The organism is Arthrobacter sp. TmtSoilC77 (genome assembly GCF_059739415.1).
Map to the genome: position 1 here is coordinate 3738509 of NZ_AP046050.1, position 26272 is coordinate 3764780.

Annotated in this window: 20 protein-coding genes; 6 read left to right on the forward strand and 14 right to left on the reverse strand. The window is 61.9% G+C overall.

The window, feature by feature from the left end; all coding sequences use genetic code 11:
* Positions 1–142 precede the first annotated feature (142 nt).
* Positions 143–1330, reverse strand: a complete 1188-nt coding sequence (locus tag AC6I99_RS17185; protein WP_497961401.1) for a TetR/AcrR family transcriptional regulator — start codon at positions 1328–1330, stop codon at positions 143–145.
* A 338-nt stretch (positions 1331–1668) separates the two neighbouring features.
* Between AC6I99_RS17185 and AC6I99_RS17190 the strand changes: the two genes are divergently transcribed.
* Entirely contained in the window at positions 1669–3237 is a 1569-nt protein-coding gene (locus tag AC6I99_RS17190) for a PQQ-binding-like beta-propeller repeat protein (RefSeq protein WP_497961402.1), read from the forward strand.
* 21 nt (positions 3238–3258) lie between these two features.
* Here the strand turns inward: AC6I99_RS17190 and AC6I99_RS17195 are convergent, their stop codons facing one another.
* The 6 genes from AC6I99_RS17195 to paaA are packed head-to-tail and all read right to left on the reverse strand — an operon-like array spanning position 3259 to position 8156.
* Positions 3259–4038, reverse strand: a complete 780-nt coding sequence (locus tag AC6I99_RS17195; RefSeq protein ID WP_497961403.1) for an enoyl-CoA hydratase/isomerase family protein — start codon at positions 4036–4038, stop codon at positions 3259–3261.
* 9 nt (positions 4039–4047) lie between these two features.
* Complete coding sequence (paaE, locus tag AC6I99_RS17200; RefSeq protein ID WP_224165215.1) at positions 4048–5253, reverse strand: 1,2-phenylacetyl-CoA epoxidase subunit PaaE; 1206 nt, start codon at positions 5251–5253, stop codon at positions 4048–4050.
* Between the two features lie 8 nt (positions 5254–5261).
* A complete protein-coding gene (gene paaD, locus AC6I99_RS17205; RefSeq protein ID WP_497944541.1) occupies positions 5262–5852 on the reverse strand; it encodes a 1,2-phenylacetyl-CoA epoxidase subunit PaaD in 591 nt (196 codons plus the stop codon).
* Between the two features lie 5 nt (positions 5853–5857).
* On the reverse strand, positions 5858–6775 hold the full coding sequence (gene paaC, locus AC6I99_RS17210; protein ID WP_224088681.1) for a 1,2-phenylacetyl-CoA epoxidase subunit PaaC: 918 nt from the start codon (positions 6773–6775) through the stop codon (positions 5858–5860).
* Entirely contained in the window at positions 6775–7161 is a 387-nt protein-coding gene (gene paaB / locus AC6I99_RS17215; protein WP_224088683.1) for a 1,2-phenylacetyl-CoA epoxidase subunit PaaB, read from the reverse strand. Before paaB ends, paaC begins: the two co-directional genes overlap by 1 nt.
* Positions 7161–8156, reverse strand: a complete 996-nt coding sequence (paaA, locus tag AC6I99_RS17220) for a 1,2-phenylacetyl-CoA epoxidase subunit PaaA (protein ID WP_224165219.1) — start codon at positions 8154–8156, stop codon at positions 7161–7163. Before paaA ends, paaB begins: the two co-directional genes overlap by 1 nt.
* Positions 8157–8355: 199 nt before the next feature.
* On the opposite strand from paaA, the gene AC6I99_RS17225 reads away from it, so the two are divergent.
* Entirely contained in the window at positions 8356–8952 is a 597-nt protein-coding gene (locus AC6I99_RS17225) for an arsenate reductase/protein-tyrosine-phosphatase family protein (RefSeq protein WP_497944539.1), read from the forward strand.
* Between the two features lie 13 nt (positions 8953–8965).
* Here the strand turns inward: AC6I99_RS17225 and AC6I99_RS17230 are convergent, their stop codons facing one another.
* A complete protein-coding gene (locus tag AC6I99_RS17230; RefSeq protein WP_497944538.1) occupies positions 8966–9919 on the reverse strand; it encodes a LysM peptidoglycan-binding domain-containing protein in 954 nt (317 codons plus the stop codon).
* A 355-nt stretch (positions 9920–10274) separates the two neighbouring features.
* Here AC6I99_RS17230 and AC6I99_RS17235 point away from each other — a divergent pair, with 355 nt between their 5' ends.
* From AC6I99_RS17235 to AC6I99_RS17245, 3 genes are all read left to right on the forward strand, one after another.
* Positions 10275–11924: an alkaline phosphatase D family protein gene (locus AC6I99_RS17235; RefSeq protein WP_497944537.1), complete on the forward strand. Its 1650-nt coding sequence runs from the start codon at positions 10275–10277 to the stop codon at positions 11922–11924.
* A 204-nt stretch (positions 11925–12128) separates the two neighbouring features.
* Positions 12129–15518 carry a hybrid sensor histidine kinase/response regulator gene (locus tag AC6I99_RS17240; protein ID WP_497961405.1) on the forward strand — a complete coding sequence of 1130 codons (3390 nt, stop codon included), beginning with the start codon at positions 12129–12131 and terminating at the stop codon, positions 15516–15518.
* Positions 15515–16438, forward strand: coding sequence for a GGDEF domain-containing protein (locus tag AC6I99_RS17245; RefSeq protein ID WP_497944535.1), 924 nt, complete (start codon positions 15515–15517; stop codon positions 16436–16438). The genes AC6I99_RS17240 and AC6I99_RS17245 overlap by 4 nt, the downstream gene beginning before the upstream one ends.
* Positions 16439–16501: 63 nt before the next feature.
* Here AC6I99_RS17245 and AC6I99_RS17250 read toward each other — a convergent pair whose 3' ends face one another.
* From AC6I99_RS17250 to AC6I99_RS17270, 5 genes are all read right to left on the reverse strand, one after another.
* Entirely contained in the window at positions 16502–17809 is a 1308-nt protein-coding gene (locus AC6I99_RS17250; RefSeq protein WP_497961406.1) for a hypothetical protein, read from the reverse strand.
* A 14-nt stretch (positions 17810–17823) separates the two neighbouring features.
* On the reverse strand, positions 17824–19407 hold the full coding sequence (locus AC6I99_RS17255; RefSeq protein ID WP_497944533.1) for an ArnT family glycosyltransferase: 1584 nt from the start codon (positions 19405–19407) through the stop codon (positions 17824–17826).
* A gap of 63 nt (positions 19408–19470) precedes the next feature.
* Positions 19471–20277: a PIG-L deacetylase family protein gene (locus AC6I99_RS17260; RefSeq protein ID WP_497944532.1), complete on the reverse strand. Its 807-nt coding sequence runs from the start codon at positions 20275–20277 to the stop codon at positions 19471–19473.
* Positions 20278–21363 (reverse strand): glycosyltransferase family 4 protein, encoded by a 1086-nt coding sequence (locus AC6I99_RS17265; protein ID WP_497944531.1) that lies wholly within the window; start codon positions 21361–21363, stop codon positions 20278–20280.
* A gap of 119 nt (positions 21364–21482) precedes the next feature.
* The gene (locus AC6I99_RS17270) at positions 21483–23039 is read right to left on the reverse strand and encodes a lipopolysaccharide biosynthesis protein (RefSeq protein ID WP_497961408.1); all 1557 of its coding nucleotides are present in this window, start codon (positions 23037–23039) and stop codon (positions 21483–21485) included.
* 354 nt (positions 23040–23393) lie between these two features.
* On the opposite strand from AC6I99_RS17270, the gene AC6I99_RS17275 reads away from it, so the two are divergent.
* Positions 23394–25619 (forward strand): S9 family peptidase, encoded by a 2226-nt coding sequence (locus AC6I99_RS17275; RefSeq protein WP_497944529.1) that lies wholly within the window; start codon positions 23394–23396, stop codon positions 25617–25619.
* Between the two features lie 10 nt (positions 25620–25629).
* On the opposite strand, the gene AC6I99_RS17280 is transcribed toward AC6I99_RS17275, so the two are convergent.
* Complete coding sequence (locus tag AC6I99_RS17280; protein WP_497944528.1) at positions 25630–26268, reverse strand: helix-turn-helix domain-containing protein; 639 nt, start codon at positions 26266–26268, stop codon at positions 25630–25632.
* Between the last annotated feature and the right edge of the window lie 4 nt (positions 26269–26272).

Sequence of the window (26272 nt, forward strand, 5' to 3'; positions counted from 1 at the left end):
TTTTCGCGCACTTTCCACCGACATCTTGCAGCGTGCTCCATTATATCTTAGTCTTGAGATAGTTAGAGTCGAGGGAGATTCACTCCCCTTCTGACTAGAGGTGTCCCCGGGAACTTTGCCTAGCTGATTTGGCGCTTCTTCATCACAAGCCACCATGGTCGGCTGTGGGCGCCATGAGGCCCCTTACCATGTGTTCGAGAATTTCCTGGATGCCTCGGATGTCCCGCAGGAAGGGAGTGCGGACAACGCTGGTGACCACGTGCAGTGCCGCTTTCACCCGGGTTCTGACCACCTCAGGATCGGCACCCGGGTAAATTTCCTCCACCAGTGAGGCTAGATCGGTGATGTAGTCGCCCTGCGCGTCCATTAGGTTCCGGAAGTCCTCCTCGGGCAGATGTGGACGTTCGGACACGGCCAGTTGCAGGAATTGCGGGCTGGCCACCGAGAAAGCAATGTGCGAGGAAAGGATGCGCTGCAGCGCCTCGGATGCATCAGCGGCTTCAGATAGAGCGCGCCACATGTCCATCCACCGCACTTCTTCGGCGCGATGCAGGGCTGCGGCAAGCATTTCCGCCTTGCTGTCGAAGTGGCGGTAAATGCTGGGACCCGCGACTCCAACCTCGGCGCCGATGTCGTCAAGACTCACGGCTTCAAACCCAAACGCGGCGAACTGTCGAATTGAGGCAGCCAGCAATGCCTCACGACGGCTACGCGGCATGGGAATCGACGCGCGCCGGTGGTTCCCCGACGCTTCAATCGGGGGCAATGGCATGACGAGTACTGTGCGGGCGAGCGTGGCCAACTGGAACTCTTTATCCACCCGTGAAAGCCGGTTGGGGTTCCACGACACACTGATCATCACAGCAAACATTGCCCAAGCCCGCAGGTCCGCCTCGGGCGCCGGCAACGCATGGCTGCCGGACTGCAGTTTGCTGCTCATCGCGAACTTGCTGGCGCTCGCAATATCGAAGCGGGTGGCAGGCGGAAGGTGCCGGGATTCACGCTCCCACAGCACGCCGTTGTCCCGGTGCTCCAAAACTGCCCGGCCCAGAGCCGCGATCAACTGTTCGAGGTCGCCGTCAGGGGCTTGGGTGACGGTATCCAAAACGGGCTGGAAGCTGGCCACAACTGCCTCCCGAAGCAGCTCGCCCTTGCTCGGGAAATGTCGATAAAGGGCGGATGGTTGAACCGCCATGGCTTTGGCCACGTCGGTCATGCTGACTTGTGCGTATCCCTTCTGCGCGAAGAGTTCACCTGCCGCTGCAAGTATCAGGGCGCGCCGGTTCCGCGGCCTCGTGCCCCGCTCCGGGGCGATGGAGGGCTCATTCATGTTCACAAGACTAGTCGGATTCACTTATTGCGCAATAGACCGCCATTTGACAAAGTTCTAGGAACAACTACGAAAGACTGCCATTCACTTACCGGACGTCAAGTGGGTGCCAGACCCGAAAGGCATTCCCCAAACTCATGGGCAGGATCGGGATAGACACCGACAGCATCGTCCGTGCTGTCCTGGATGTGGTCCACTGACAGCGACGCTTATGGAGGCTGCTAATGATGCTGTTTCGCTGAGCTGCATTCATCCAGGTCCGCGAGCTGTATTCTCTATCTGAGCCACACCTTGTTGGCCTTTTCTGGTTTGGAACTATGCCCTGCAGGTGCTGAACCATGAACGTTCCTGGGGGAACCATGATTCAGTCCCGATCCGCGCGCTACTTTGAACGCTTGAAGCCAGTGCGATTCGGCGTCGCGGCCGTAGGTGTTGCCATGCTGCTGTCCGCGTGCACCATCATTTCCCTTCCGGGGTTACCCGTCGCAACCACTCCACCCCCCACGACTTCTCCCGTAGAGAGGAGCACAGAAATCGCGACGGCGGCATGGGAAGTACCGCTGGATGCCATCGGCCAACCTGTGGTGGCTGATGGCGTTGCCTTGGTCTACGCAAAGACCCCTGCCGGAATTGCAGCCCATGCCATTTCAGTTACGAACGGCAAGGAACTGTGGACCCAGCCTGTTCACCCGGGGCTCGAGGCGCCCGCTGTTCCCCTTGAACCTGTTGTCACCAGGACCGCGACAGGGAAGAGTGCCGCCATTTTCCTGCAGGCGGCGACTCCCCCGGCCAATAATGGCGGCGCCACGTGGTGGACTGCCCCGGTGGCCTTTGACCTGAACACCGGCAAGGAACTCTATCGCGGCAGGCCGGAACTGGTGGGCACCCGTCCCTTTGCCTGCGACGACCACGTTGACATGTGCTTTATCGCCTTTGATGAAACTTCCCAAACAGTGGAGCACTGGGTGGACTTGGATTCCGGCGAAGATCTGGCCGGTCCCGAAATCAACCCACTCACGGGGAATTTCCGGCCGGTGGGCAAAGAACTGTACTCGGTGGTGGCTGGTGGAGTTGAAACCCTGGCCCATGTCTCTTACGGCGAGGTGCTGTGGGAAGTTGAAATCGAAAAGATCTTTGGCAAAGGGGCCAGCACCAGTATGGGCTGGCACTTCACCTACTCTGAAGAGCTGGATCTCTATGTCGGCTCCGTTGGAATCAACCCTACGGATTTTTCACCCGACAAATTTACGGAGCAAACCTTCTCACTAAACTTGCGCGAAACCGCCAAGACCGTAGGCTTCCGGGCTTCAAGCGCACGGATTCTGTGGACAGTGGACGGCTCACAGGTGGAATGCTCCAAAACCATTGGCACAGTAGCGACGAAGCTGGAAGGTGGCGACGCCTTCCCCATTCGATGCGAGTACACCGAGGGGTATATAGAATTTCCCGCGGGCAAATACAGAGGTGCCAAGTCGAAGCTGGTCGGCTACAACCCCCTGACCGGCGACGCCGCATGGGAAACCGAGCCCATGGATGTCGGCTGGAACACGAGGGAACTCATTCCTACAGCAAGTCGCGGCGATCTGGTGATTGCGGGCGTCCCGAGGAGCGTGAATCTCTTGGACACCCGGACCGGCAAGTTCCGCGGGGCAAGCTTCGAGGACGTGTTTGTCTGCCTGAAGGAGACCACCTACACGCCACCTCCAAGCGGACCCTACGAGGACCAGCCTGGCGGTGCCATCAGCGCTGGCTCGGTTACGGGTTTTCCATGCATGAAGAGTGGCGTGGCCGTCCCAGCACTCACATACGGTGCGCTCACCGACCTCACCACTGCGGAGGACGGCATGGCCGTGATCTCGTTGGAAGGAAAAGTGGCCGGGTACAAGCTCCTCAAGGAATTTGTCTAAGCGAGCTTCACCGCCAGGGAACTACCCCTTGAAAACCGGCGCCCGCTTCTCCTGGAACGCCCGGAAGCCTTCGGCGTAGTCGTCGGTCTTGCACAGCCGTGCCTGCTCGGTGTTTTCCTCGGCCATGGACGCCCAGAGTCCCAGGCGCTGATCGCGGATGTGGGCCACGAGTTCCTTGGAGGCAACGAAAGCACCGGTGGCACCTGTGGCTACGCGCTCGACGATTGCGCGGGTCATGGCAAGCAACGCGTCATCCGGCATCGCCCGGCTGAACATTCCGCGCTCCACGGCTTCCGAACCAGTGATCAGGTCGGCCGTATAGATCAGGTCCAGTGTCCGGTGCATGCCCAGACGCTCGGTAAAGTACCAGTGGCCGCCGGAATCCAAGGTGGCGCCCAGCTTGGCAAAGGGCGAACCGAACTTGGCATTCTCCGCCACGTACACCACGTCAGTGGCCAGCAAGAGACCTAAACCAACACCCAGGCAAGCTCCATGTGCGGCAGCAAAAGTGGGTGCCGGGAACGCGGCCATCTTCTTCAACAACGGTTCCACCAGCCCACCGAGATACGCCTGCGCGTCGTCGGTTTCGGGGGTAACACCTGCGATGTCGCGGCCGGCACAAAAGGCACGTCCCTCACCGCGAAGCAGCAGGGCCCGCACCTCACCGCGCGAGGCGGCGGCAGCAGCGTCGTCGTACGCCTTATCCAGTTCGGCGAGCGCATCCTCGTTGAGCGAGTTCAGCTTTTCGGGGGCATTGAGGACAATTTCGGCAATGCCGTTGGCAATGGAGAGCTCGATCATGGGGACTCCTTAGACGTCGAAGTCGACGGTAACTTCTTCGCTGGTGGGGTGGGACTGGCAGGTGAGGACGTAGCCCTTGTCCAGCTCGTCCTGTTCCAGGGCGTAGTTCTCATCCATGGACACCGTACCGGTCACAAGCTTGGCGCGGCAGGTGCCGCAAACCCCGCCTGCACAGGCGAACGGAACATCGGGGCGGACACGCAGTGCAGCATTGAGGATGGATTCACGGGCGTGGGTGGGACTGGCGACCTCGCCGGTCAAACCATCCAGCTTGAACGTGATCTTGTAGGTTTCCTTCGACTCGTCCTCCACAACGGGACGGCCCGCGTTACCCTCAGGGCGGTCCGGACGGCCAGTGGTGAACAGTTCGAAGCGTACGTGCTCGGGCTTCACGCCCCGGGCAGCGAGGGTGTCGCGGCACAGCTGGACCAGCTCGAAAGGCCCGCAGAGGAACCACTCGTCCACATCCTCGGCATGGATGGCGCTGCTCAGCAAAGCCTGCAGCTTCTCCGAATCGATGCGACCGGTCATCAGCGGGGCGATCCGCTGCTCACGGGACAAAACGTGGTGCAGCGCCAGGCGCGAGGGGTACTTGTCCTTCAGGTCCGCCAGCTCCTCAAGGAACATGACGTCCATGGCAGCCTTGTTGGCATAGATCAGGTCAAACGTGGTCTCCGGATTGGCGGCCAGCAGCGTCCGGGCGATCGCCATTACGGGGGTGATGCCTGAACCCGCAGCGATCGCAACGAAGTTCCCGGGCTCCCCCGCCAGCTCTTCCGGGTGGTTCATGGAATTCATAACGTTGTGCTGAACCGATGAGCCGTCCTTGCCATGCCGCGAAATGAACGCGCCCTGCGGGCTCATGACGTCAAGGCTGTCGCCGGCCTTCAGCTCGGCATTTGCCCACGTGGAGAAGACACCGCCAAGGTCCTTCTTGACGGCCACCCGGATCTCGCTGCTGCCATCGGCGAAGCTGCGCGGCTCTGCGCAGATTGAGTAGCTGCGGCGGATCTCGTGCGGCTCACCTTGCTCATCCGGCAGCGTGGTGCGTAGCGCAACGTACTGGCCGGGGAGGTAGTCATACTGGCCGGCCAGCTCGGCGGGAACAGCGAACGTCACCTCGATGGCATCGTCCGTAAGGCGCCGGACTTCCGAGACGGTCAGGGTATGGAAAGACGCACGACGGCGGCTGGCCGTCTGGGTTTCGGTGGTCATGGAATTCCTTAGAGGACTTTGAAGTAGTCGAACGGTTCCTTGCAGTCCTGGCAGACGAACAACGCCTTGCAGGACGTGGAACCAAAGCGGGTGAGCTCCTTGGTGTTCAGCGAAGAACACTGCGGGCATTTCACAGCCAGGTTCAAACGAACGGGACCGGAGTGGCCGCCTGCGGCAGCCCTTCCCGTGGGAGGCGCGATCCCGTATTCCTGCAGCTTGGCCTTGCCGGACTCGGTCATCCAGTCCGTGGTCCAGGCCGGGGAGAGCACCAGGTTGATGTGCACGCTCGCGTAGCCCTCCTTCTCGAAGGCCCTCCGCAGGTCGTCACCAATCGCATCCATGGCCGGGCAACCCGAGTACGTGGGCGTAATGGTGACCTCGACGGCGGTACGTGAAGTGCCGCCGTCGTCCGCTTTGTCCGTGGGCTGCTGCTTGTCCGTGGGCTGCTGGGCGTCCGGGACGTCGACGACGTGTACGCCACGGAGAATGCCGAGGTCCTCGATGGTGAGGACCGGGATCTCCGGGTCGCAGACCGTGGACGCAATGTCCCAGGCCCTCTGCTCTTGGGTGCGTGTTTTTGAACGAGCAAGGGTTGCCATGATGGTCACCAGCTCGCGCCGGGGTGCTCGCGGGCCAGGACCTGCATCTCAGCAAGGATGTAACCCAGGAATTCGGAGTGCTTGCCGCGACGGCCGCCTCCCAGTGCTTGCGGAACGGCAGGGATCTCCAGTTCGGCTTCGGCCATGATCTGGCCAGTGAGGCGATCGAATTCGGCGCGAAGACTTGAGGGCTGCACTGTCACGCCAGCCTCGGCCAGGCGGGTGGTGAGCTCATCGTCCTCGAAGAGTTCGTCCACGTATGGCCACACGAGCTTGAAGCCCTGGATGATGCGCGCGCGGGACTCGTCCGTGCCGCCAGCCAGGCGAAGTACCCACTGGGCACTGTGGTCGCGGTGGTAATCCACTTCCTTCACGGCCTTGGCGGAGATGGCCGCCAGGGTGGCGTCCTTGGATGCGGTGAGGGCCGTGTAGAGCTCGTACTGGTAGTAGCTCACGATGAACTGGCGGGCGATTGTCACCGCGAAGTCCCCATTGGGCTGCTCGAACAGGTGCGCGGAACGGAACTCGTGCTCGCGGCGGAAGTAGGCGAGATCGTCCTCGGACTTGTCCCAGGCCGCACCAGCATAGGTCAGGAAGGAGCGCGCGTGGCCCAACTGGTCCAGCGCGATGTTTCCGAGTGCAATGTCTTCCTCAAGCTCGGGTGCGCGGGAAATCCAGTGGCCAAGGCGCTGTGCGAGGATGAGGCCGTCGTCGCCAATGCGCAGCGCAAACTCGGCTACGTCATCGCTGGGCTTGACCTGTCCACGCCGTACTTCAAGGGCAATGTCTTCCGGGCGGAGGGCGTTGCCCGGGGTGATGCGGGTGGCGCTGGCTGAACCGTCACCGGAAGCTCCCGCTCCGTGAACGCCCACGGAGATGTCGCCGTGGCCTTCAATGGCGAAGTCAGTGTCTTTGTCAGTCATCACAGGTGCTTCACGCCTTCGCTCTTGGTGTAATACGTCGCGTGGCGGTAGTCCTTGCCCTGCGGCGATTCGAAGAAGGCGCCCTTGGAATCGGGATCGCTGGAGGAGATCGCCTCGGCCGGGACAACCCAGATGGATACGCCTTCGTTGCGGCGCGTGTAAAGATCGCGTGCATTCCTCAGTGCCATGGCGGCATCAGGAGCGTGCAGGGAACCGGCGTGCACGTGGGACAGGCCTCGGCTGGAGCGCACGAAGACCTCCCAGAGGGACCACGGGGTCTCGTGGTGCTGCTGTTCCGCCGGCGTAGTCGCCGCAACTTTGGGGGCCTCGCGCTTGATCTCGCTGGCCGAGCTTGCCGGTTCTTCCGGGTTACCGTGAGGAGCCATTATGCTGCGTTCTCTTTCTGTGCTTGCTTGCGGGCGTAGGCAACGGCGGCTTCGCGAACCCAGGCACCGTTTTCGTGTGCCTCGCGGCGGCGCTCGATGCGCTGCGAGTTGCAGGGGCCGCGGCCGGCCAGGACTTCCTTGAACTCATTCCAGTCCAGGGGTCCGTGCTCCCACTTCTTGGTTTCTTCGTTGAAACGGATGTCCTTGTCAGGCAGGGTCAGGCCGAGGACCTTGACCTGCTCCACCATCATGCCGACGAACCGGCTGCGCAGTTCATCGTTGCTGAACCTCTTGATGTTCCAGGCCATGGACTGCTTGGAGTTGGGTGAGTCATCATCCGGCGGGCCAAACATCATCAACGACGGCGCGTACCAGCGGTTCACAGCCTCCTGGGCCATCTGCTTCTGCTCAGGCGTGCCGTTGGAGAGTTCAAGCAGAATCTCGAAACCCTGGCGCTGGTGGAAGGACTCTTCCTTGCAGATGCGCACCATTGCGCGGCCGTAAGGACCGTAGGACGCACGGCACAAGGGAACCTGGTTGCAGATCGCTGCGCCATCCACAAGCCAGCCGATGGCTCCCATGTCCGCCCAGGAAATCGCCGGGTAGTTGAAGATCGACGAGTACCGGGCCTTGCCGGCAATGAGGTCATCCATCATCTTGTCCCGGGTCTGGCCCAGGGTTTCAGCTGCCGAGTAGAGGTACAGGCCATGGCCCGCCTCGTCCTGGACCTTGGCCATGAGGATGGACTTGCGCTTCAGGCTTGGGGCGCGGGTGATCCAGTTGGCTTCCGGCTGCATGCCAATGATTTCCGAGTGCGCGTGCTGCGAGATCTGGCGCAGCAAAGTCTTGCGGTAAGCCTCCGGCATCCAGTCGCGCGGTTCGATGCGCGAGTCTTCCGAAATGATGCGATCAAAGTACGCCTTGCCGGCTGCCTCCCGCTCCTGCTCTTCCGGGGACAGCTCAGCGGGCACTGATTGCAGATTCTGCGATGCCATGGTTGCTCCTAATAAATTACCGACCGTTCGTTCAGAATATGCGGAGCGGACGTTTTCAGTCAAGCGTTCGGTGGGACACCAAGGGCTGATTACAACGCACGGGTGCAGCTGGGCGTTGTGACAAGGTGCGCTTTGCTGCCCGTGTTAACTTGGGATGGGACCCGAGCCGTCCCAAGCCCCCGCAAGAAAAGAGCCTCACGTGGAATCGCCCCAGCCCTTCAGGATCCTCACCGTCTGCACAGGGAACATCTGCCGTTCCCCGGTGGCGGAACGGCTGCTGCAGGCCGGCCTCAACCACGCAAGCCCGGGATCATTCGAGGTTCGCAGCGCCGGAACGCGCGCCATGGTGGGAGAGCCGATTCAACCCCTGTCGGCCAAGATGATCAGCACCTTCCGTGGCAGCCCGGACAATTTCGCGGCCAGGCAGCTGAACCAGAAGATCCTCCGGGAAACCGACCTTGTGCTGGCCATGACGTCCAAGCACCGGGGCGAAGTCCTTCAACTGGATGCCTCCTTGTTGAAGCGAACGTTCACCATCCGTGAATTTGCGAGGATGCTCGCCGTCCTGGAGACGCGTGGCGACGTTGTTCCCGAGGGCGACATCGTGGAATTCTGGCGGGCTCTTCCCGCCCGTGTCGCTTCCGTCCGGCATCTGGCACTGCCGGCCGATCCTGCCGACAACGACGTGGTAGACCCCTACCGCCGAGCGGAAGAGGTCTACCACCAGATGGAGGATGAGCTGGCCCCGGCCATCTTGGGCATCCTCCGCTTTGCGCGCCTTACGGCGCCGGCCTGATTGGCTGTCCTTACTAGTTAAGTCCGATCACCAACATCTGGCTCGTGCCGGGGATGCAGGTCTGCAGGACAACAGCGGGGAAGCCGCCGAAGACGGCCGCCACATTGTTGGTGGTTCCGGGGTTGGGCACCTGGCCCCTTCCGGTCACTGTGTACGTGCCGTAGCCCGGGATGTTAACCGTCTGTCCCACACCGATACCGGAGAAGCGTGCCCAACCTCCACAGAAGTCGTGCTCGGTAATGAACAATGCGTAGGCGTCCGTGGGAGTGAAATGGATCGGCCCTATGCACGCGTCCACCATGCTCTGGCCTCCGGATCCAGCCACGTAGATCGTCCAGCCTGCAGCTACTGGAGCAGCAGCTTGCGCCGGAGCGGCCTGCGCAGGGGCGGCCTGGGCTGGGGCTGCGGCGGGGGCCGGCGCCGGCTCGATGAGTGGAACAGCTGGTCCAGTAAGTTTCAGGACCTGGCCGGGCACGATGACGGAGTAGCCGCTCAAGCCATTGGCAGCCAGCATCTCGTTCATGTTCACCCCGTACCGGGCAGCTATGGAGCCCACGGTATCTCCGGCGACAACCGTATAGAGGTTGGTATCCACCGCCGGCGGTGCGGGCTCGGCCGGTGCAGGTTCTGCAGCCGGCGCCGCGGCCACGGCCGGTGCAGGTTCTGCAGCCGGCGCCTTGGCTTCGGTTGCAGGTGCAGCTGCTGCTTCACTCGCAGCGGGCGTGGCGGGGCTGGACTCAGAGGCCTGGGGGGTGGCCAGTTGTTCAGTGGAAACATTCTGGCCCACATCGGCTGCGGGGTTGCCTGCCTGTGAAAGAACCCCAAAAATCAATGGAATTAGCCCTATAACAACGATGATGGCAATTGTGATCAACAGGACTTTATTTTTGCGCGACCCATGCAGCAAGGTGCCGCCGGGCGTGTTCTTTGACAGAGTAGTTTGAAGCTCGTCATTGTAAATGTTCATTAGATGTCCCAGAATCCGTGGCTTTGGTCTGAGCACGCAGAAGTCCCAGGGGAGGGGCGTATGCGATAGCGCAGAAGTGTTATGGGGAGCGCCACTCGTCACGTGCGAGGGAGCGAACCACCGCTGAGCCGGCGGAACAGAATTTCAGAAACCCTAGGGAACTTAATGCTAGGAATTGGCCATTGGCACCGCACGAGTAGCAGATACTCGTCTTTTTCATTGATTGCCTGAATTTGCACCAGGTAGTACGCAATTTTCCGGGATAGGCCACTTGTTTAGGCGGGCACCGGTACTCGTTCCGTTTCCTTCACCTCAGGCTCATCCTCTGTTCACTGCTGCCCGGAACAGTGGAACCATGACTGATCTCTCACGCCGCACCCTCGTAAAAACGTCCTTAACCGGCCTGGCTTTGGCCGGTCTCGCAACCGGTACCGCCGCGCCCGCCCCCGCCGCCATCCCCCTGGTCCGCAAACGCCTCACACTCCCCACGGGAATTGCCACCGGGGATGTCACCACCGACTCCGCTGTCCTCTGGTCACGTGCTTCGGGTCCGGGCCGTTTGAGCGCCCGGCTGCAGGCAGTGGACAGCGCCGGCGAAATCCTCCGGGGGCGCTACGGATTCAGCCGCACCATCCAAGGCCCTCTCGCTACCGAAGCCAGCGACTTCACCGCCAAGATCCACGTCAAAGGACTTCCTGCCGGGACCCGCTTCGCCCTTGAACTTAACTTCGAGGACGAGAACGGCCTCGGCGAGGCAGTCAAGGGGACGTTCACTACTGCCCCTGACTCATCCGGGAACGGCGGGCCTGAAGAAGCCCACCCAGGCGGCAGGCCGTCGTCGTACCCGCAGTCCTTCGTATGGACCGGCGACACGGCCGGGCAGGGCTGGGGCATCAACGAGGAGATCGGCGGCATGCGTGGGTACAAGGCAATGCACGCAACGCGGCCGGATTTCTTCATCCACTCCGGGGACACCATCTACGCCGACGGCCCCATCGCTGCCACTGTCACGGAGAAGGACGGCCAGGTGTGGCGGAACATCGTCACCGAGGAAGTCTCCAAGGTCGCCGAGACACTCGCCGAATACCGGGGCCGGCACCGTTACAACTCGCTGGACGCGAATATGCGCGCCATGTTCGCCGAGGTTCCGGTGATCGCCCAGTGGGACGACCACGAGACACACAACAACTGGTACCCGGGCCAGATCCTGGACGACGCCCGCTACACCGAACGCAACGTGAATGTCCTCGCAGCCCGCGGCCGGCAAGCATGGCAGGAGAATATGCCGATCGCGGACTCCGCGGCGCTATGGCGCCCGGGAACGTTCGACGCCGGCCAGTACCAACCTGCCCGCATCTACCGGAAGATTTCGCGCGGCCCCCAGCTGGATGTCTTCTGCCTGGACATGAGGACGTTCAAGTCCCCCAACACGGACGGCAAAGAACCCTACGCCACCAACATCCTGGGCCAGGAGCAGGTGGACTGGCTCATCAAGGAAGTACGCCAATCCAAGGCGACATGGAAGGTGATCGCCGCGGACCTCCCGTTGGGCATCATCGTGCCGGACGGGGCCGTGAACCAGGAGAGCCTGTCCAACCGGGACAACGGGGCTCCTCTCGGGCGTGAACTGGAGATCGCCGGTGTGCTGAGTGCTTTCAAGCGGGACGGTGTCAAGAACACTGTGTGGCTGACGGCGGACGTGCACTATTGCGCCGCCCATCACTACTCCCCCGAACGGGCCTCGTTCACCGATTTCGATCCCTTCTGGGAGTTCGTGGCCGGTCCCATCAACGCTGGCTCGTTTGGTCCGAATGCCATGGACGGAACGTTCGGACCCGAAGTGGTGTTCAGCAAAGCTGGTCGCTTCCCGGGCGAATCCCCGCGGGATGGCGAGAACCAATATTTCGGGCACGTGGACCTCGCCGCGGACGGCACGTTCACCGCGAGCCTTCGCAACGCCAACGGAGCTGTGCTGTTCTCGAAGACCCTCACCCCGGAGCGCTGACCCAACTGCGTCGCATTAGAGCGCGTTTAGAGCCGTCAAAACGCGCTCAGCTGCTACCTAGATGGGGTTTCCCGGCGTATGCTTCCCTCAGCGCAAAGGCAAGATGCGTTGTTCGCTTTTGGTGGGGCCACTTTCGAAGGCAGGGGTTCAGTGGCAGGAGTGAAGCACGAGGTTCTTCCGGTGCGCTCATGGGCGAGGCAGGGTATGCCGCTTTTCCTTGTAGCAGTCGGAATGTGCGCGGTCCTCCTGGCCGCCGGACTCGGCAGCGGTATCGGGACACCCACAGCCCAACTTGCAGGCGACCAGGCGATACTTACCGCCGCACTGACTGCGCTGATGACACACACCAGTGCCGCTGTGCGGGGCCACGGCAACACAAAGGCCCGATGGTTCGTTGTTGCAGGGTTGGCTCTTTGGTCCTGCGGCCAAGCACTTTGGACCTTCAACGGCATAGTGCTGGACCACGCCTACCCCTTCCCATCAGCTTCCGACGCCGGATTCATCGGCTACGCGCTGCCGGTCGCCGTCGGGCTTGTCATGCTTTCCAAAGGCGGCAGCGTCCGCATGTCAGTTGTCCGGACGGTCCTGGACGTCGGAACGGTGGCCAGTGCCGTTCTTTTCATCGCCTGGGGTGCGGTCCTGGGGCCAGTGATCGATGCTGGCAACGAGGATGCCCTTGCGTTCCTGACCACGTTGGCATACCCGTTCGTGGACGTGGTGATGGTCTCCCTGCTCATCGTCCTGACAATGCGGGCCGCCCGGGGCCGGCGCCTTCCCTGGTTGTGCCTGGGCTTGGGCTTCCTGGTGCTCGCTTTGACCGACCTAACCTACGTGCGGCTCACCACCGAAGGCGTCACAGGTGTAACCGGGTCACCCCTGGCACTGGGCTGGGTAGCAGCCTTCCTGCTGGTTGGGCTCAGCCCACTGGCTCCAGAGGCCAGCAGCAGCAAAAAAGACGGACGCACCTATGCTGCCGCCTTGGAACTTCTGCCATACATTCCCGTTTTCGGCGCAGTCCTTTTCAACCGCAGCCGGGCCATCAACCTGTCAGACCCCATCCTGCTGATCACGGGCCTGTCTGTCCTGGCCTTCGTCATCGTGCGGCAGGTGCTGATCGTCGTCGAGAATGTGACGCTGACGCGGGACCTTGAGTCCAAAGTGGCGGCCCGCACGGCCGAACTGGAGGGCTTGGGGGCAATCGTAAACTCCTCCGGCGACGCCATCATCGGCAAGACACGTGAGGGAGAGATCCTCAGTTGGAATCCGGGGGCGGAGCGGATTTTTGGTTATACGGCGGCGGAGGCCGTCGGCCGGAACAGCGATTTCTTTGTCCCGGAGGAATTGCAGCACGATGAACACGAGGCCCTCCGAACAACCGCCGAAAGTGGTAACGTCCAGAACTTTGAAACCCTACGCAAACGCGGGGACGGGACCACCATTCCGGTCTCCGTGACACTCTCCCCCGTCCGCAATGAATCGGGCATCTGGGGCGTGGCCACAATTTCCCGGGACATCACGGAACGCAAAGCTGCGGAATCCGAACTGATGGCCGCCCGGGAAGCAGCCTTGGAATCGAGCAGGCTCAAGTCGGAGTTCCTGGCCACTATGAGCCACGAGATCCGGACCCCTCTCAATGCTGTAATCGGTCTGACCTCGCTGATGCTGGACACGCGCCTTAACGAAGTCCAACGGCAATACGCCCAAGGGGTCAAGGGCGCAGGCGAGGTCCTCCTCACGCTGATCAACGACATCCTGGACTTCTCCAAGCTGGAAGCCGGGAAAGTGGACCTGGACATCACGGCATTCGATCCGCGCACACTGGTGGAAGAAGTTGCAGGGCTGGTTGCCGAGCAGGCCCAAAGCAAGGAACTTGAGCTGATCTCCTACTGTCACCCCAACGTGCCTGAACGGCTCATGGGCGATTCCGGGCGGATTCGCCAGATCCTGCTGAACCTGTCATCCAACGCGGTCAAGTTCACTCCAGCCGGCGAGGTGGAGATCCAGGTTTCAGTAGTCAGCCAGGATTCGAACAAAGCCTCGCTGCGGTTTGAAGTCCGAGACACGGGAATCGGCATCAGCACTGAGGACCACCACCGACTGTTCGAATCCTTCGCGCAGGCGGACGCTTCCACCACCCGCCGTTACGGCGGCACGGGCCTCGGTCTTGCCATCTCCCGGCGGCTGACCGAAGTGATGGGCGGCGAAATAGGGCTTGACAGTGAAATGGGTGTGGGCAGCAAATTCTGGTTTGTCCTGGACCTGCCCGTCGGCCCTCCGGCTACGGACACCGGAATCCTGCCTGCCTCGCTCGCGGGACGAAAAGTCCTCGTGGTGGACGACAACGCCACCAACCGTTTGGTGCTGGAGACCCAGCTCGCAAGCTGGGGAATGCAGCCGGTGGCAGTCGCAGATGCGCGCACTGCCATGGACGAATACCGTTCGGCCGTTTCGGACCACCACCCCTATGACATCGCCGTGGTGGACATGTGCATGCCCGATACCGATGGCCTGGAATTGGCCCGCCAGATCAAGGAAGAGAGCAACGGCTCGGGCGGCCCGGGGATCATTCTCCTGACCTCCACCATGCAAGTGGACAAGGCCGATCTCACCTCCGCAGGTATCCGCGAGTACCTCACCAAGCCCGTCCGGAGCTCCGAGTTCTACAACCGGCTGCTACGGCTCGTGGCAACGAGAACGATCGGCAATGCAGGCGCCCCGCTCCCCTATGCAATGCAGCCCGAGTCGCCGTCCGAGAACCCGGAACTCCGGTTGGGCAAGCTTCTGGTGGCCGAAGACAACGAGGTCAACCAGCTGGTGGCCCGCGGGATGGCGAACAGGCTCGGCTACCAAGTGGACATCGTCGACGACGGCGCTCAAGCCGTTGCTGCGACGCTCACCGGAAACTATGCTGCCATTCTCATGGACTGCCACATGCCGGTGATGGACGGTTTTGAGGCCACAAAGACCATTCGCTCCCGTGACTCAAAAACCGTGAGGATTCCCATCATTGCCATGACGGCCGGGGCGCTGAACGAGGACCGCGAGCGGTGTTTCGCGGCTGGCATGGACGATTACATCAGCAAGCCGGTTGACCTGGACAAGCTCCGCGACATCCTGGCCAGGTGGGTGCCGCAGGAGCAGCGGGCGGAAGCACCGCCGTCGAACGTTGTTGTCTCAAATGGTTCAGACGCGGAGGCCGCTGTTCTCGCCGACGTTGCCGACCCTGACGTCACCGTCCTCGATGAGGACCGGCTGCAGATCCTCCGCGAACTTGGACCGGCGGACGGTTTGGGCCTGCTGCCTGACGCCATCCGGGCTTTCCGCGAAGAAGCCCAGCGTGCACAGGAGGCAATTCGTTCAGGCCTGGAGAGCCAGCAGGCCGACGCTGTGGAGGCCGCCGCCCACAAACTCGCGGGTGCGGCCGGCAACATCGGCGCTACGGGTGCCGCAATCCTGGCCAAGGACTTGGAACGACTTGGACGTGAGGCAGTCCCGGGTTTTGAAGCGCACGGAACGCATGTACTCGAAGAACTAAAATCGGAACTCGCTCGAGTGGATGGGGCACTTGAGCGCACACTATTGGGAGCCCCATGAAAGTATTGATCGCCGACGACGACCAGATCTCCCGGATGATCACCAAAGCCGCCGTCGAGCAATCCGGTCATGATTGCATCGTGGCAGTGGACGGCGACTCGGCCTGGGAGCTTTACCAGGAACACGCCCCGGCAGCTGTGGTGACGGACCTGATGATGCCGGGGTTGAACGGCCTGGATCTTTGCCGGGCGATCCGCGCGCATGAGGAGGACACCTACACGTACGTCATCCTGGTGACGTCCCACGGTTCGCGAAAAGATGTCCTGGCAGGCATGGAGGCCGGCGCGGACGATTACGTCACCAAACCGCTTGACCCGTTCAACCTGCACATCCGCCTCCTGGCCGCGCAACGGATCACCTCGCTGCACGCAGACCTCGCCAAGTATCGTTCGGCGCTAACCAAACAGGCCCGCACAGACCCCCTGACCAAGCTGCACAACAGACTCAAGCTGACGGAAGACCTTGGCCAACTGCACAGCAGAAGCGACCGCTACTCGCGGGATTACTGTCTGGCGATGGTGGATGTGGACAACTTCAAGCGTTATAACGATATTTACGGCCACCAGGCAGGAGACGCCGCCCTGGTGGCCATCGCCTCAACTCTCGCCGGCGAGGTCCGCCAGTCCGACGGCGTATACAGGTTTGGGGGCGAGGAGTTCCTTTTGGTCCTGCGTGAGCAGACGGCGGCTGGGGCTGAAGTTGTGATGGAGCGGGTCCGGGCGGCCGTGCATGCGCTGCAGATCGAGCACTCCGGCGACCCCGATGGGATACTCACCATCAGCGCTGGCATCTCGGCCTTTTCCGATGGTCACCGCGCGGGGACCGAGCAGTTGCTGCGGGAAGCCGACATGGCCCTGTACGCAGCCAAGGCCGCAGGCAGGAACCGGGTGTCCCTGGCCAATGCCCTCCGCTTAGAGTGACCAGCAACTTCAGTGTTGGAGGTGATGGTGCCGCGCCCCTATAGCTCCGACCGTTTCGGGGCGTCACTGCTGAGCCGGAGGCTGCAACCGCTGGATGACTTCTTTGTAGTCCTCAGTGGTGACACCGCTGCCTTCCTCATCAAAGAGGTTCTCTTCGAAGCCGAACAGGAACATCGTCATCCCACATTGCACGGCGTACCCCGGAGCGGTGCGCAATTGTTCGGCTAGGCTGTGCGATTGCGGTGAGCCGCCGGTGAAAGGTGCATCCGGAGGACCGGGGTTTTCACCGACCAGTCCCAGCCCGGCTCGCCGAGCCAAGGCGCTGATGTACCTGTGGGAGGACCATTGTGAGACATCTTCCATCAGCATGCTCTCGTCGTCAGTGGGGAGGCACTGATCTTGCCGCGGAACGGCAGCGGCTGCACTCACGGCCGATATGTCATCCAAGCCCGTGAAGTCCACATCCACCCCCGCTAAAGCCGCGAGCGCAGCGAATTGAACAGCGTAGTCCAGACCGCGTTCCTGGGCGCCATCCGGATCGGCCCGGCCATCCAAGCGTCCTTTTATGGCTGTTGCTTTGTCATTCGGCAAGACTCCCCGACCCGCTACGGGAACATGCAAACGCCCTTGATACCCAAGTTTCCTCAGCTCGCGTATCTGCCATACGGCTGCGTCCACCGCAGATCCGGCATACCAGTCCCACCACCGTTGGACCTGCTCATCAGTTACGGACCGCCCGTGCCATGAGCTGGCGCCCGGAATCCACCCCGGCATGGGAGAAGGCGCAACGCCTTCAGCTAAACCGATGCCGTACTGGGGGGCGTCAGCAAATGCCCAGTACTCGCGTTCATTTCCACCGTCACCGGGCCCTGGGTACCCTAGCTCCCCGCTGGCATTCGTCCCGACTCGTATTGCTGCTACGCCCTCAAACCCCAAGTCCGACGCAACAAGGGCCAAGTACTTTTGCGCCGCATCCCGCACATCGGCACTGAATATGAGCTCGGAACCCTGGTCCTTTGGCGTTCCTCGTGCGCTTCCCCGCAGCACACCTCCGGGCAGACCTCTTACCCAATCAGGCGCGTAATGCAGACCAGGGGACAGAACCACAGCCATGCCAGCCTCATGGCAGCGGTTCAGTCGTTCACGAACCTCCGCCACGTAGTGATGGTCCACCCCTCCGGCTCCCGGTTGGTACCGATCCCAGGCCAAGGGCAATTCCACTACGGATACGCCGGCCTCGCGAAGTTCTGCGAGGCGTTCAGGAGTGCACGTGGCACCCAGAACCCCAAAAGACAGGAGCTCTGCCGCCGGCTGGGTCTGCACACTGCAACCGACGATCACAGGTGTTGTCATCATCAACATCAAGACCACACGAAGCAGGCTTCTCACGGGTAGCCGCCGGTCACGGGAGGGAAGCTCAGCCCTCCCGCCACAGCGGCGTCCAATTTTGCGCGGTCCAATTGCCACACCACGGTGTCACCGGACGTTGGTCCCCTGAAAGTGAAAACCGCTTGGGCGTTGTCCTGAAGCCAGTCCAGGAACTCAGGTGCGGCGAAGCCGTACCCCTCACTCAGTTGCCTCCCCTGTGTGAGGACATACTGCGCCTCGCGGTCATGCAGGGACTGCAAGGATGGCAGGACCTCCCACCCCTCATGCGGCATGAGCGCGAACTCAGCAGTTACTGACGTCAAACCCACCTTGGAGGACAAGGGCAGCTCGGCGTTCATCCAGTCCCGGGCACGGACAAGCCCGTCATCGACGACTGATCTTGCCTGAACACCCAGAAAGAGGCTGAGTATGGTCATGATTGCTGCGGCAGCCACAACGGGCGCCCGCAGGCGGGGGCGCCATTTCACCACCATCACAGCGGCTACGGGCACCGAAACCAGGGCAGACAGCACCACACAGTAGCCAAACTGTTCCTCTGCCGCCCCGAAGAAGACGGAGTAGATACCCACCAAGCCGGTAAAAAGCGAGAACAAGCCAATAGCCCGCCGTTCCACCAGCGGAGACATAGCAGTCACTGCCCCAGCCACGACGGAAAGGCCCAGAAGCAGATAGCTGGTGCCGAAGCGTCCGGCCAGGTCAATGAGCCGGTCTGCAAGGCTCACGGTGTGGACTGAATTGAAGCCTGTCATCTGAACGACGCCCATCATCCTCAGGACGCCCACCGATTTTTGTTCAACGAACTGCGGAATCAGCCCGCTGGCAGCGATCAAACCCAGATAAACCAGATAGGGAACTGTGGAGCATGCGAGGATTCGCAAGGCTGTTTGGAGGGGCACGGTTCTACGCCAGACCACCGCGGCAAGCAACGGAACCACTGTGAACACTGCAGTCATGTCTTTCATGACGATGGCCAGTCCGAAAACCAATCCGGCGCTGATTTCAAGCCACAGGCGGGTTCGCCCCGACTTACGGTCGAGCAGCAACAGGACCAATAGCCATCCCGACAAGACCGCCAGGCCAGCTGGAGTCTCCATCATCAACCGCCCATCCATGCGAAGGACAAACGGGTCGCTGGCCAGAATGACGCCAGCCACGGCAGCAGGTCCAACACCCACAAGACGGCGAACCAGCAGGAAACAGACAACAACCGCAACTGCTCCGAGAACACTATTGACCCAACGCAACTGCAACGCCAAGTCCGTGGAGTTGCCTTGGAGTCCCAGCACGCGGATGACCAGTGCGTTGAGGGCGTAAGAACCCGGAGGATGCAGGAAAAACGGGGTGCCAAGGATTGATGGCATGTGGCCATCCGCTATCTGCCTTGCAACGTCCGCGTAGGTTACTTCGTCAATGAAAACGTCATTGGCCCGTTGAACACCGAACACCCGGAAGACCGTGGCCAGCAAGCCTACAAGGGCTGCAACCCACAAGTGTCCCCGCAACGCCCGCTGGGAGGCATGGGCAGACCTCCGCGCCCGCCCACCCGGGGCAGTGACCTGGAGTTGGTAAAGCGAATTCATAATGACCCTTATGTGAAGCGAAAAAGTACTGAACCAGAAGAAATGTGTGTGTGAACCAGATGGCTAATCGGCATCGAGGTGCCCAGGCACAAAGTACGTTTCCGGTTTCAGTGGGATTACTCCGCTGGGGAACAGGGCATCTGCCTGCGTGGGATACTGCCTGATCCGCCCGGCTTTTGCATCGAGTCCGGTGTCCCAGGTCCACGGCACAAAGCCCAATTTGGACATGTGCGTTTCGTCCGGACCGGCAGCCAGATCATAAGGAAAGTCTGAGTACATCACCACGTTGTCCGGGTGTCCTTTGCCTACCTCCCGGGTGATCAGGTGGTCCACATGCTTACCCACCCCTGCCGGGCAAAACAACAGCTGAGCTTTGGTTTGTGCCATGAGTCCGGCGACGTCGGAGCGAAGCCGGCGGATGAGGGCCCGATCACCCTTGGCGATCCTTCCCATCGCGATGTCGAACCGATAGGTGGGGTAGCGGTGAGTGAGCTCCGGGAGCAGCCGCTCCCACTGGCTGCTCCCCAGCAATGGGGGCTTTCGCCGCTTTCGAAACAGGGCGTCCACTTCGCCAAGGTGGATGGATTGAACACCCATGTCCTGCAGCACGGCACGATCCTCCGACTGCCTGGCCTGGAACAATTCCCCAGCGTCCGGAACGGTGCATTGGCGCATGAAGGATCGGGCTGCCCGCGTGTGGGGTGATGGCATGGCCTCAGTGAACAGCGTGGCCACGATGATCTGCCGCCCTTTGGCCTGGGCTTCAATAAGCGAGCCGCATGACAGGACTGCATCATCCAGATGCGGTGAAAGGAAAAGCCAGGGGGCGTCGCCCGCCATGGAGTGTTCGACTCGTGATCGGAGCGGCATTCAAGCCCTTTCGGCGTGGTCGGCTTGTGGCCGCCGGGTTTGAGGGTTCTTCAGCTCAGTAAGAGCAGTGCGATAGGCCTGCGCCTGCTTGTCGGCGAGCGCATCCCAGTTGTAACCGGCGGCAAACTTCCGCCCTTGCTCAGCCACGTGCTCCAGCCCCGTTTGGGAGTAACGGGAGGCAATTTCATCAGCCAGTGCCAGAACATCGAAAGCCTCTACCACCCACCCCGTACCCGGCGGGATGATCTCTTTCAGGCAAGGAATGTCGAAGGCAATAACGGGAGTGCCTGCCGCGAGCGCGTCAATGGCCACCAGCCCGAAGGTTTCGTGCCGCGAGGGCACTACCAGCAGCCGTGCATTGCTGAGAACCTGGAACTTGCTTTCCCCGGACAACCACCCGAGCATCTGCACGCGCCCGGAGAGACCCTTGTCCCGGACGGACGTGCGCAACCGTTCCTCGTCCGGACCTGTACCGGCGATCAGCAGCTTGCCTTCTACCCTTTCGCAGGCGTGGGCCCAGGCTTCCAGGAGGAGGTCCAGGCCCTTGTGCCCATACTCCAGTCGTCCGATGAAGAGGACATCCTTCCCCAGCCGCGGTTGGTTGTTCCAGGCTCCGGGATCTACGCCGTTGCCGATGACGTCCACATGCAGGTCCGGGTTCAGTTCCTTTAACCGATCACTGATGCCCTGCGAAACCGAAATCAGCCTGCGGTGCGTCAACACGCCCAGTCGCTCTATCCAGTGCAAGGGCAGCTTGTACTGCCGTGCTTTGTCCCTGGCATGCAGCCATTGGACAACACCGATGGTGGGGCGCTTGGTCCAGAGCGGTGCGGCCATGGTCGAAAACGGAGCGAAAAAATCCTCCACCACCAGCTCGGTAGCTGACCGGCGCTTCCATACCTCAAACGGTAGCCGCGCAATATAGGCCACTAGCCTGGCCAGGCGGTTACTGCCCGTTCCGAAGCCGATGGGCACATAATGCACGCCGTCTTCGATGCGTTCCTGCCAGCCCGGATAGCGGGTAGTCAGCACTGTGACGTGGAAGCCCTTTGTCGCCAGACGGCGATTGATTTCGTGCGTCCTCACTGATCCCCCGCCTGCCCCGGGCATTCGTGGATCTTCAAAGCCCAAATGTAAAACTTTCAAAGCTGTCTTCCCATCTCTACATTTCTGGAGGGCTCCCTGCCCCTTACAACTCCGCTGAATCAGGAGTAGTGGCGTCCTCTTGGAGAAGCACGTCGGTGAAGTGCCCTATTCGACCGGCGGCCGGTAGATTTGCTGCGTCTGCCAGCCTGCCGACGTCGGGAGGTCCTGAAGTCGTTCCTGTGCGGCAGCATGCCGCGCTGGTGGGCAAGAACGGTGACTCCGCTGATGCCGGCGAGAAGCAACCAGAGCAGGGGCTGCAGGTGGGCGGCTCCGGCAAGGACCACGATCAGGGCGAACGCCAGGATGGCGAACCTGCCCGTCCCCTTTCCCTGGTTGGTAGCCGCCAGCACCGGACGCGCCAATAGTGTCAGGACGAGGCCAGCGGTCACCGCACCGACGGCAGATCCCACGGCCATTCCCGGGACGGCGTTCACCTGCCAGCCGATCCACAGCCCGCCGATAACCAGAAGACACGCGCAAGCGAGGCCGATTTGGCAGCGGCGGTAGGCACGCATGGCCAAAAGGATGGTGGCGAGCACCATCAGGACGGCATAACCGAGACCGGAAGCCGCCAGCCATGGCAGGAGTCCAAGGGAGCCGTGATACTTCGGCGGAACTATGAGGCCGGACATCAGTGGCGGTGCCGTGGCGATGATGGCGAAGGCCACCACCACAAGCTGCCCGAACGAGGCGAATGAAGCTCCCAGCACCTCGCTGACCTTGACGCCAGGGGTGCGAAGCAAGGGAAATGCCACCAGCGCTGTCCCGGCGGCCACGTAAACGGGCCCCTTTGCAATGGTGGCGAGCGCTTGGAAGCCTGCTGCTTCTACCGAGCCGTTGTCCAGGAAGCCGACAAGTACGACGTCGGTCCCCACCAGCACGGACACGACGCACAGGACCGATGCAATATCGCTCGTTTCGGCCCACCGCCACTTCTGAAGCAGCACCCCCGGACGCCAACGGAGATCCCGATAAAACGACCAGGGCACTACCAGAGGTGCCAGGCACCCCGCGACAAAACCGATGACCGCTCCCCCGGCACCCCACGCCATAAGGATCACCAGCAGGCTGAAGATCAACCGCAAGACAACCTCGCCGATGGTGGACATTGCGTACCAAGTGAAGCGGAGTTCGCCTTGGAGCCACCCGGCGGGCGCATTCACGACAAAAATGACAAAGGCTGCCAGAGCCACCGCTGCTGCCAGGTCCGGGGTGGCAAGCGCGAGAGTCACGCCGCCGGTGATGGCCGCCGCGGCAACTCCCGCCAGACAAGACACGAAGACCGAGAAGGCCACGCCGTTCCGCCGCTCTTCGGACCCTTCCGGATGCACGGCGACCACGTGGGACAGAGGAAGCGGAACCATTGCATTGGCCACGATCCCCACCACGCCCAGGATCATCGCGGCGGCGGCGAATTGTGTATAATCCGCTGTCCCCAGCATGTTGGCCATGAGCAAGGTGCAGGCGTAGCTCACCACACCCACCAGCCCCGCCGACACAGCCAGGAAGCCACTGTTTTGAGCTATGTTGGGGTCGCGGTTCGGTGTCCTTTCCCGGCTTCCAGCTCTGGGCCGCAAACTCACTGCGGTGGTTATGGCATGTTCGGATAAATCCACTGATTAGCTACCGCTACTGGCCATCGTCGCGGAAGGGGGGCTCTTCTCCGTCAGTACAGCCCACGGGCAGCTCAACAATCAGTGCCCCGTCGTGTTGAAGGCAGAGAAGGAGCTCAACATCGAAGGCAAAATCCGTGGTTCGGCCTTGCACATGAAGCAAACCCATCTGACCCTCCAAGAATCGGAACGGCACCAAGCGGTGCTCGCCTCCTAAGCAGTGCGAAGACACCCCAAGTCATGACGCGAGTCTGACGTGAAGGTTCAAGTTGTTCCCATCGGGCCTTAATGAGCATGTGCGGGCGCTCTGAGCGAAATCAGTGGTTCCGTGTCAGAGGCCATCTATAGAGTTGCCATATGAGCCACACTTCCTCCGCGCCTGCCGCTGCCCCTGTCAACGGTTCAGCACCCCGGCCGCCTGTTGCCAAACGCGTCCCCAGCCGCCGCGAACACCACGGCGACGTCTTCGTGGACAACTACGAGTGGCTCCGGGACAAGGAATCCGAAGAAGTAGTGGAGCATCTGAAAGCGGAGAACGCCTATCAGGAGGCTGTGACCGCCCACCAGGAACCGCTGAGGGAAGCGATCTTCCAGGAGATCAAGGGCCGCACGCAGGAAACTGACCTGTCTGTGCCCAGCCGGAAGGATGGCTGGTGGTATTACAGCCGTTCGGTGGAGGGCAAGGAATACAGCATCCATTGCCGCGTAGTTGCCCGGAACACGGGTGACCCCGTGGCCGACTGGACTCCGCCATCCGTTGAGCCGGGCGTGGAGATCCCGGGCGAACAGGTACTCCTTGACGGAAACGTGGAAGCCGAGGGCCAGCCGTTCTTCAGCATCGGTGGCGCTGCCGTGACAATCGACGGCAACCATTACGCGTACGCCGTGGACAATTCCGGCGATGAACGCTTCACGCTGCGGATCAAGGACCTCCGGACGGGCGAACTCCTGCCGGACGTCATCGAGAACATCTTCTATGGCGTGGCCTTCTCTCCTGACGGCACCCGCATCTTTTACACCGTGGTGGACGATTCCTGGCGCCCCTACCAGGTCAAGGCCCACGTATTAGGCACGCCGGTTGCCGAGGATGAGGTTCTTTACCAGGAGGACGACGTCGCCATGTGGCTGGGCTTCGATCTCGCCTCCGATCGGCGGCACCTTGTGCTCAGCATCGGTTGCTCCGAGTTCAGCGAGACCCGGCTGCTCCGCTTTGACGATTACGACGCCGGGCTCAGCACGGTCATTCCACGTGCGGAGCACGTTCTTTACGAGGCCGAGCCCTTCCTCCTTGATGGCCAGGAAACCCTTCTCCTGACCCACAACAAGGACGCCATCAATTCGATGGTGAGCCTGGTTGACCCGTCCGAACTCACCAAGCCGCTGGCAGAGCAGCAGTGGCGGACCGTCGTCGGGCATTCCGACGACGTCCGCGTCAACGGTGCGGGCGTCACCTCCACGCACCTGGTGCTGTCCGTCCGCAAGGACACCATCGAGCGTGTCCAGGTGCTGCCGCTCACGGGCCTGGGCACGCCGCAGCAGGCCGCGCCAGTGGAGCCGGCCTTCGACGAAGAGCTCTACAGTGCCGGCGTTTCCAGTTCCGACTACGAGGCCCCTGTGATTCGCATGGGCTACACCTCCTACTTCACACCGTCCCGCGTCTACGACTTTGTTCTGCCCACGTCGGAGCTGCCCTCAGGCCAGCTGCTGCTGCGCAAGGAAAGCCCGATACTGGGCGGCTACTCCAGGCAGGAGTATGTGGCCACGCGTGAGTGGGCAACCGCCGACGACGGCACCCGGATTCCGCTGTCAGTGCTGCGTCACGCTTCGGTACAGCAGGACGGCACGGCCGCTGGCTTGGTGTACGGCTATGGCTCGTACGAGATGAGCATGGACCCGGGCTTTGGCGTTGCGCGATTGTCGTTGCTGGACCGCGGGATCGTCATGGTTATTGCCCACATACGCGGTGGCGGGGAGTTGGGCCGTCACTGGTACGAGGATGGAAAGAAGCTCACCAAGAAGAACACGTTCACGGACTTCATCGCTGCCACCGACTGGCTTGCTGCTTCCGGCTGGGTGGATCCTTCCCGGATTGCGGCCATGGGTGGTTCCGCTGGCGGCCTGCTCATGGGTGCCATCGCCAATATGGCTCCGGAAAAGTACGCTGCAGTAGTGGCGCAGGTGCCGTTCGTGGACCCGCTGACCAGCATCCTGGACCCCGAGCTCCCCCTGTCGGCTTTGGAATGGGAGGAATGGGGCAACCCGATCACCGATCCCGAAGCCTACGCGTACATGAAGTCCTACACTCCGTATGAGAACGTGCGGAGCGTGCCCTACCCCAAGATCGCCGCCGTGACGTCCTTCAACGACACCCGCGTGCTGTACGTGGAACCGGCCAAATGGGTGCAGGCGCTGCGCTCGGTATCCACTGGCTCGGAGCCGATCGTCATGAAGATCGAGATGGACGGCGGCCACGGCGGAGCGTCCGGCCGGTACGTTCAGTGGCGGGAGCGGGCTTGGGACTACGCGTTCGTTGCCGACTCGCTGGGCGCCACGGAACTTGTTCCTGGAGCCGGGCTCAAGTAGCGGCGCGTAGCTACTCCCGGACGAGCATACTGATCCACATCGCGCCAAGCCAGTCCGAGAACCGTTCATCGCTCCAGCCGCGCTGCTCTACGAACCGGGTCCAGAGCGTGCCGTCCATGGTCGCAAACAACACGTCGCGGCATTCCTCCTCGGTGACGCCGAGCTGACCGGTGGCAGCCGCAGCGTGTGCGTAGCGCGTCGCCACATCCAAGCGGCGGTCGGCCCATTCGCCGAGCATGGCGGCGGCGTCGGGCTCGCTCGCTGCTGCTCCCGTGAGGGCCTCAAGGAGTGGGGCAATCCTCCGATTGCTCGCTGTGACGAATACGGCGTGGCGTCGGATCCTTGTGGGCAGGTCCGGTTCGGCCAGGATGGCCTGCATCTCCGCCCTGTCGTACAGGGTCACGTCTGCCTCGTCGCCGCGGAAATCGACGTACCAAACGTGCCGGAGCAGCGCAGCTTTCGTGCCAAACGCCGCGTATACGGTTTCGACGGCGACGCCCGCCCGCTCAGCCACCTGCTTGACCGTGGTCTGCCCGTATCCCTGCGAGATAAACAGCTCGTTGGCAGCCATGATGATGCTTCGCCGTGTCTCTGCAGCCTGCTGCTGCCGGCGGGTGGAGTCGTACGGCCTCTTGATTTTTGCGCCCATTGGA

Coding starts and splice junctions, on each gene's coding strand:
- AC6I99_RS17185 (WP_497961401.1), bottom strand. CDS start 1,330: ATGAATGAGCCCTCCATCGCCCCGGAGCGGGGCACGAGGCCGCGGAAC.
- paaE (WP_224165215.1), bottom strand. CDS start 5,253: ATGACCACCGAAACCCAGACGGCCAGCCGCCGTCGTGCGTCTTTCCAT.
- AC6I99_RS17245 (WP_497944535.1), top strand. CDS start 15,515: ATGAAAGTATTGATCGCCGACGACGACCAGATCTCCCGGATGATCACC.
- AC6I99_RS17195 (WP_497961403.1), bottom strand. CDS start 4,038: ATGATCGAGCTCTCCATTGCCAACGGCATTGCCGAAATTGTCCTCAAT.
- AC6I99_RS17230 (WP_497944538.1), bottom strand. CDS start 9,919: ATGAACATTTACAATGACGAGCTTCAAACTACTCTGTCAAAGAACACG.
- paaB (WP_224088683.1), bottom strand. CDS start 7,161: ATGGCTCCTCACGGTAACCCGGAAGAACCGGCAAGCTCGGCCAGCGAG.
- AC6I99_RS17260 (WP_497944532.1), bottom strand. CDS start 20,277: ATGCCGCTCCGATCACGAGTCGAACACTCCATGGCGGGCGACGCCCCC.
- AC6I99_RS17275 (WP_497944529.1), top strand. CDS start 23,394: ATGAGCCACACTTCCTCCGCGCCTGCCGCTGCCCCTGTCAACGGTTCA.
- AC6I99_RS17280 (WP_497944528.1), bottom strand. CDS start 26,268: ATGGGCGCAAAAATCAAGAGGCCGTACGACTCCACCCGCCGGCAGCAG.
- AC6I99_RS17255 (WP_497944533.1), bottom strand. CDS start 19,407: ATGAATTCGCTTTACCAACTCCAGGTCACTGCCCCGGGTGGGCGGGCG.
- paaD (WP_497944541.1), bottom strand. CDS start 5,852: ATGGCAACCCTTGCTCGTTCAAAAACACGCACCCAAGAGCAGAGGGCC.
- paaC (WP_224088681.1), bottom strand. CDS start 6,775: ATGACTGACAAAGACACTGACTTCGCCATTGAAGGCCACGGCGACATC.
- AC6I99_RS17235 (WP_497944537.1), top strand. CDS start 10,275: ATGACTGATCTCTCACGCCGCACCCTCGTAAAAACGTCCTTAACCGGC.
- AC6I99_RS17240 (WP_497961405.1), top strand. CDS start 12,129: ATGCCGCTTTTCCTTGTAGCAGTCGGAATGTGCGCGGTCCTCCTGGCC.
- paaA (WP_224165219.1), bottom strand. CDS start 8,156: ATGGCATCGCAGAATCTGCAATCAGTGCCCGCTGAGCTGTCCCCGGAA.
- AC6I99_RS17190 (WP_497961402.1), top strand. CDS start 1,669: ATGAACGTTCCTGGGGGAACCATGATTCAGTCCCGATCCGCGCGCTAC.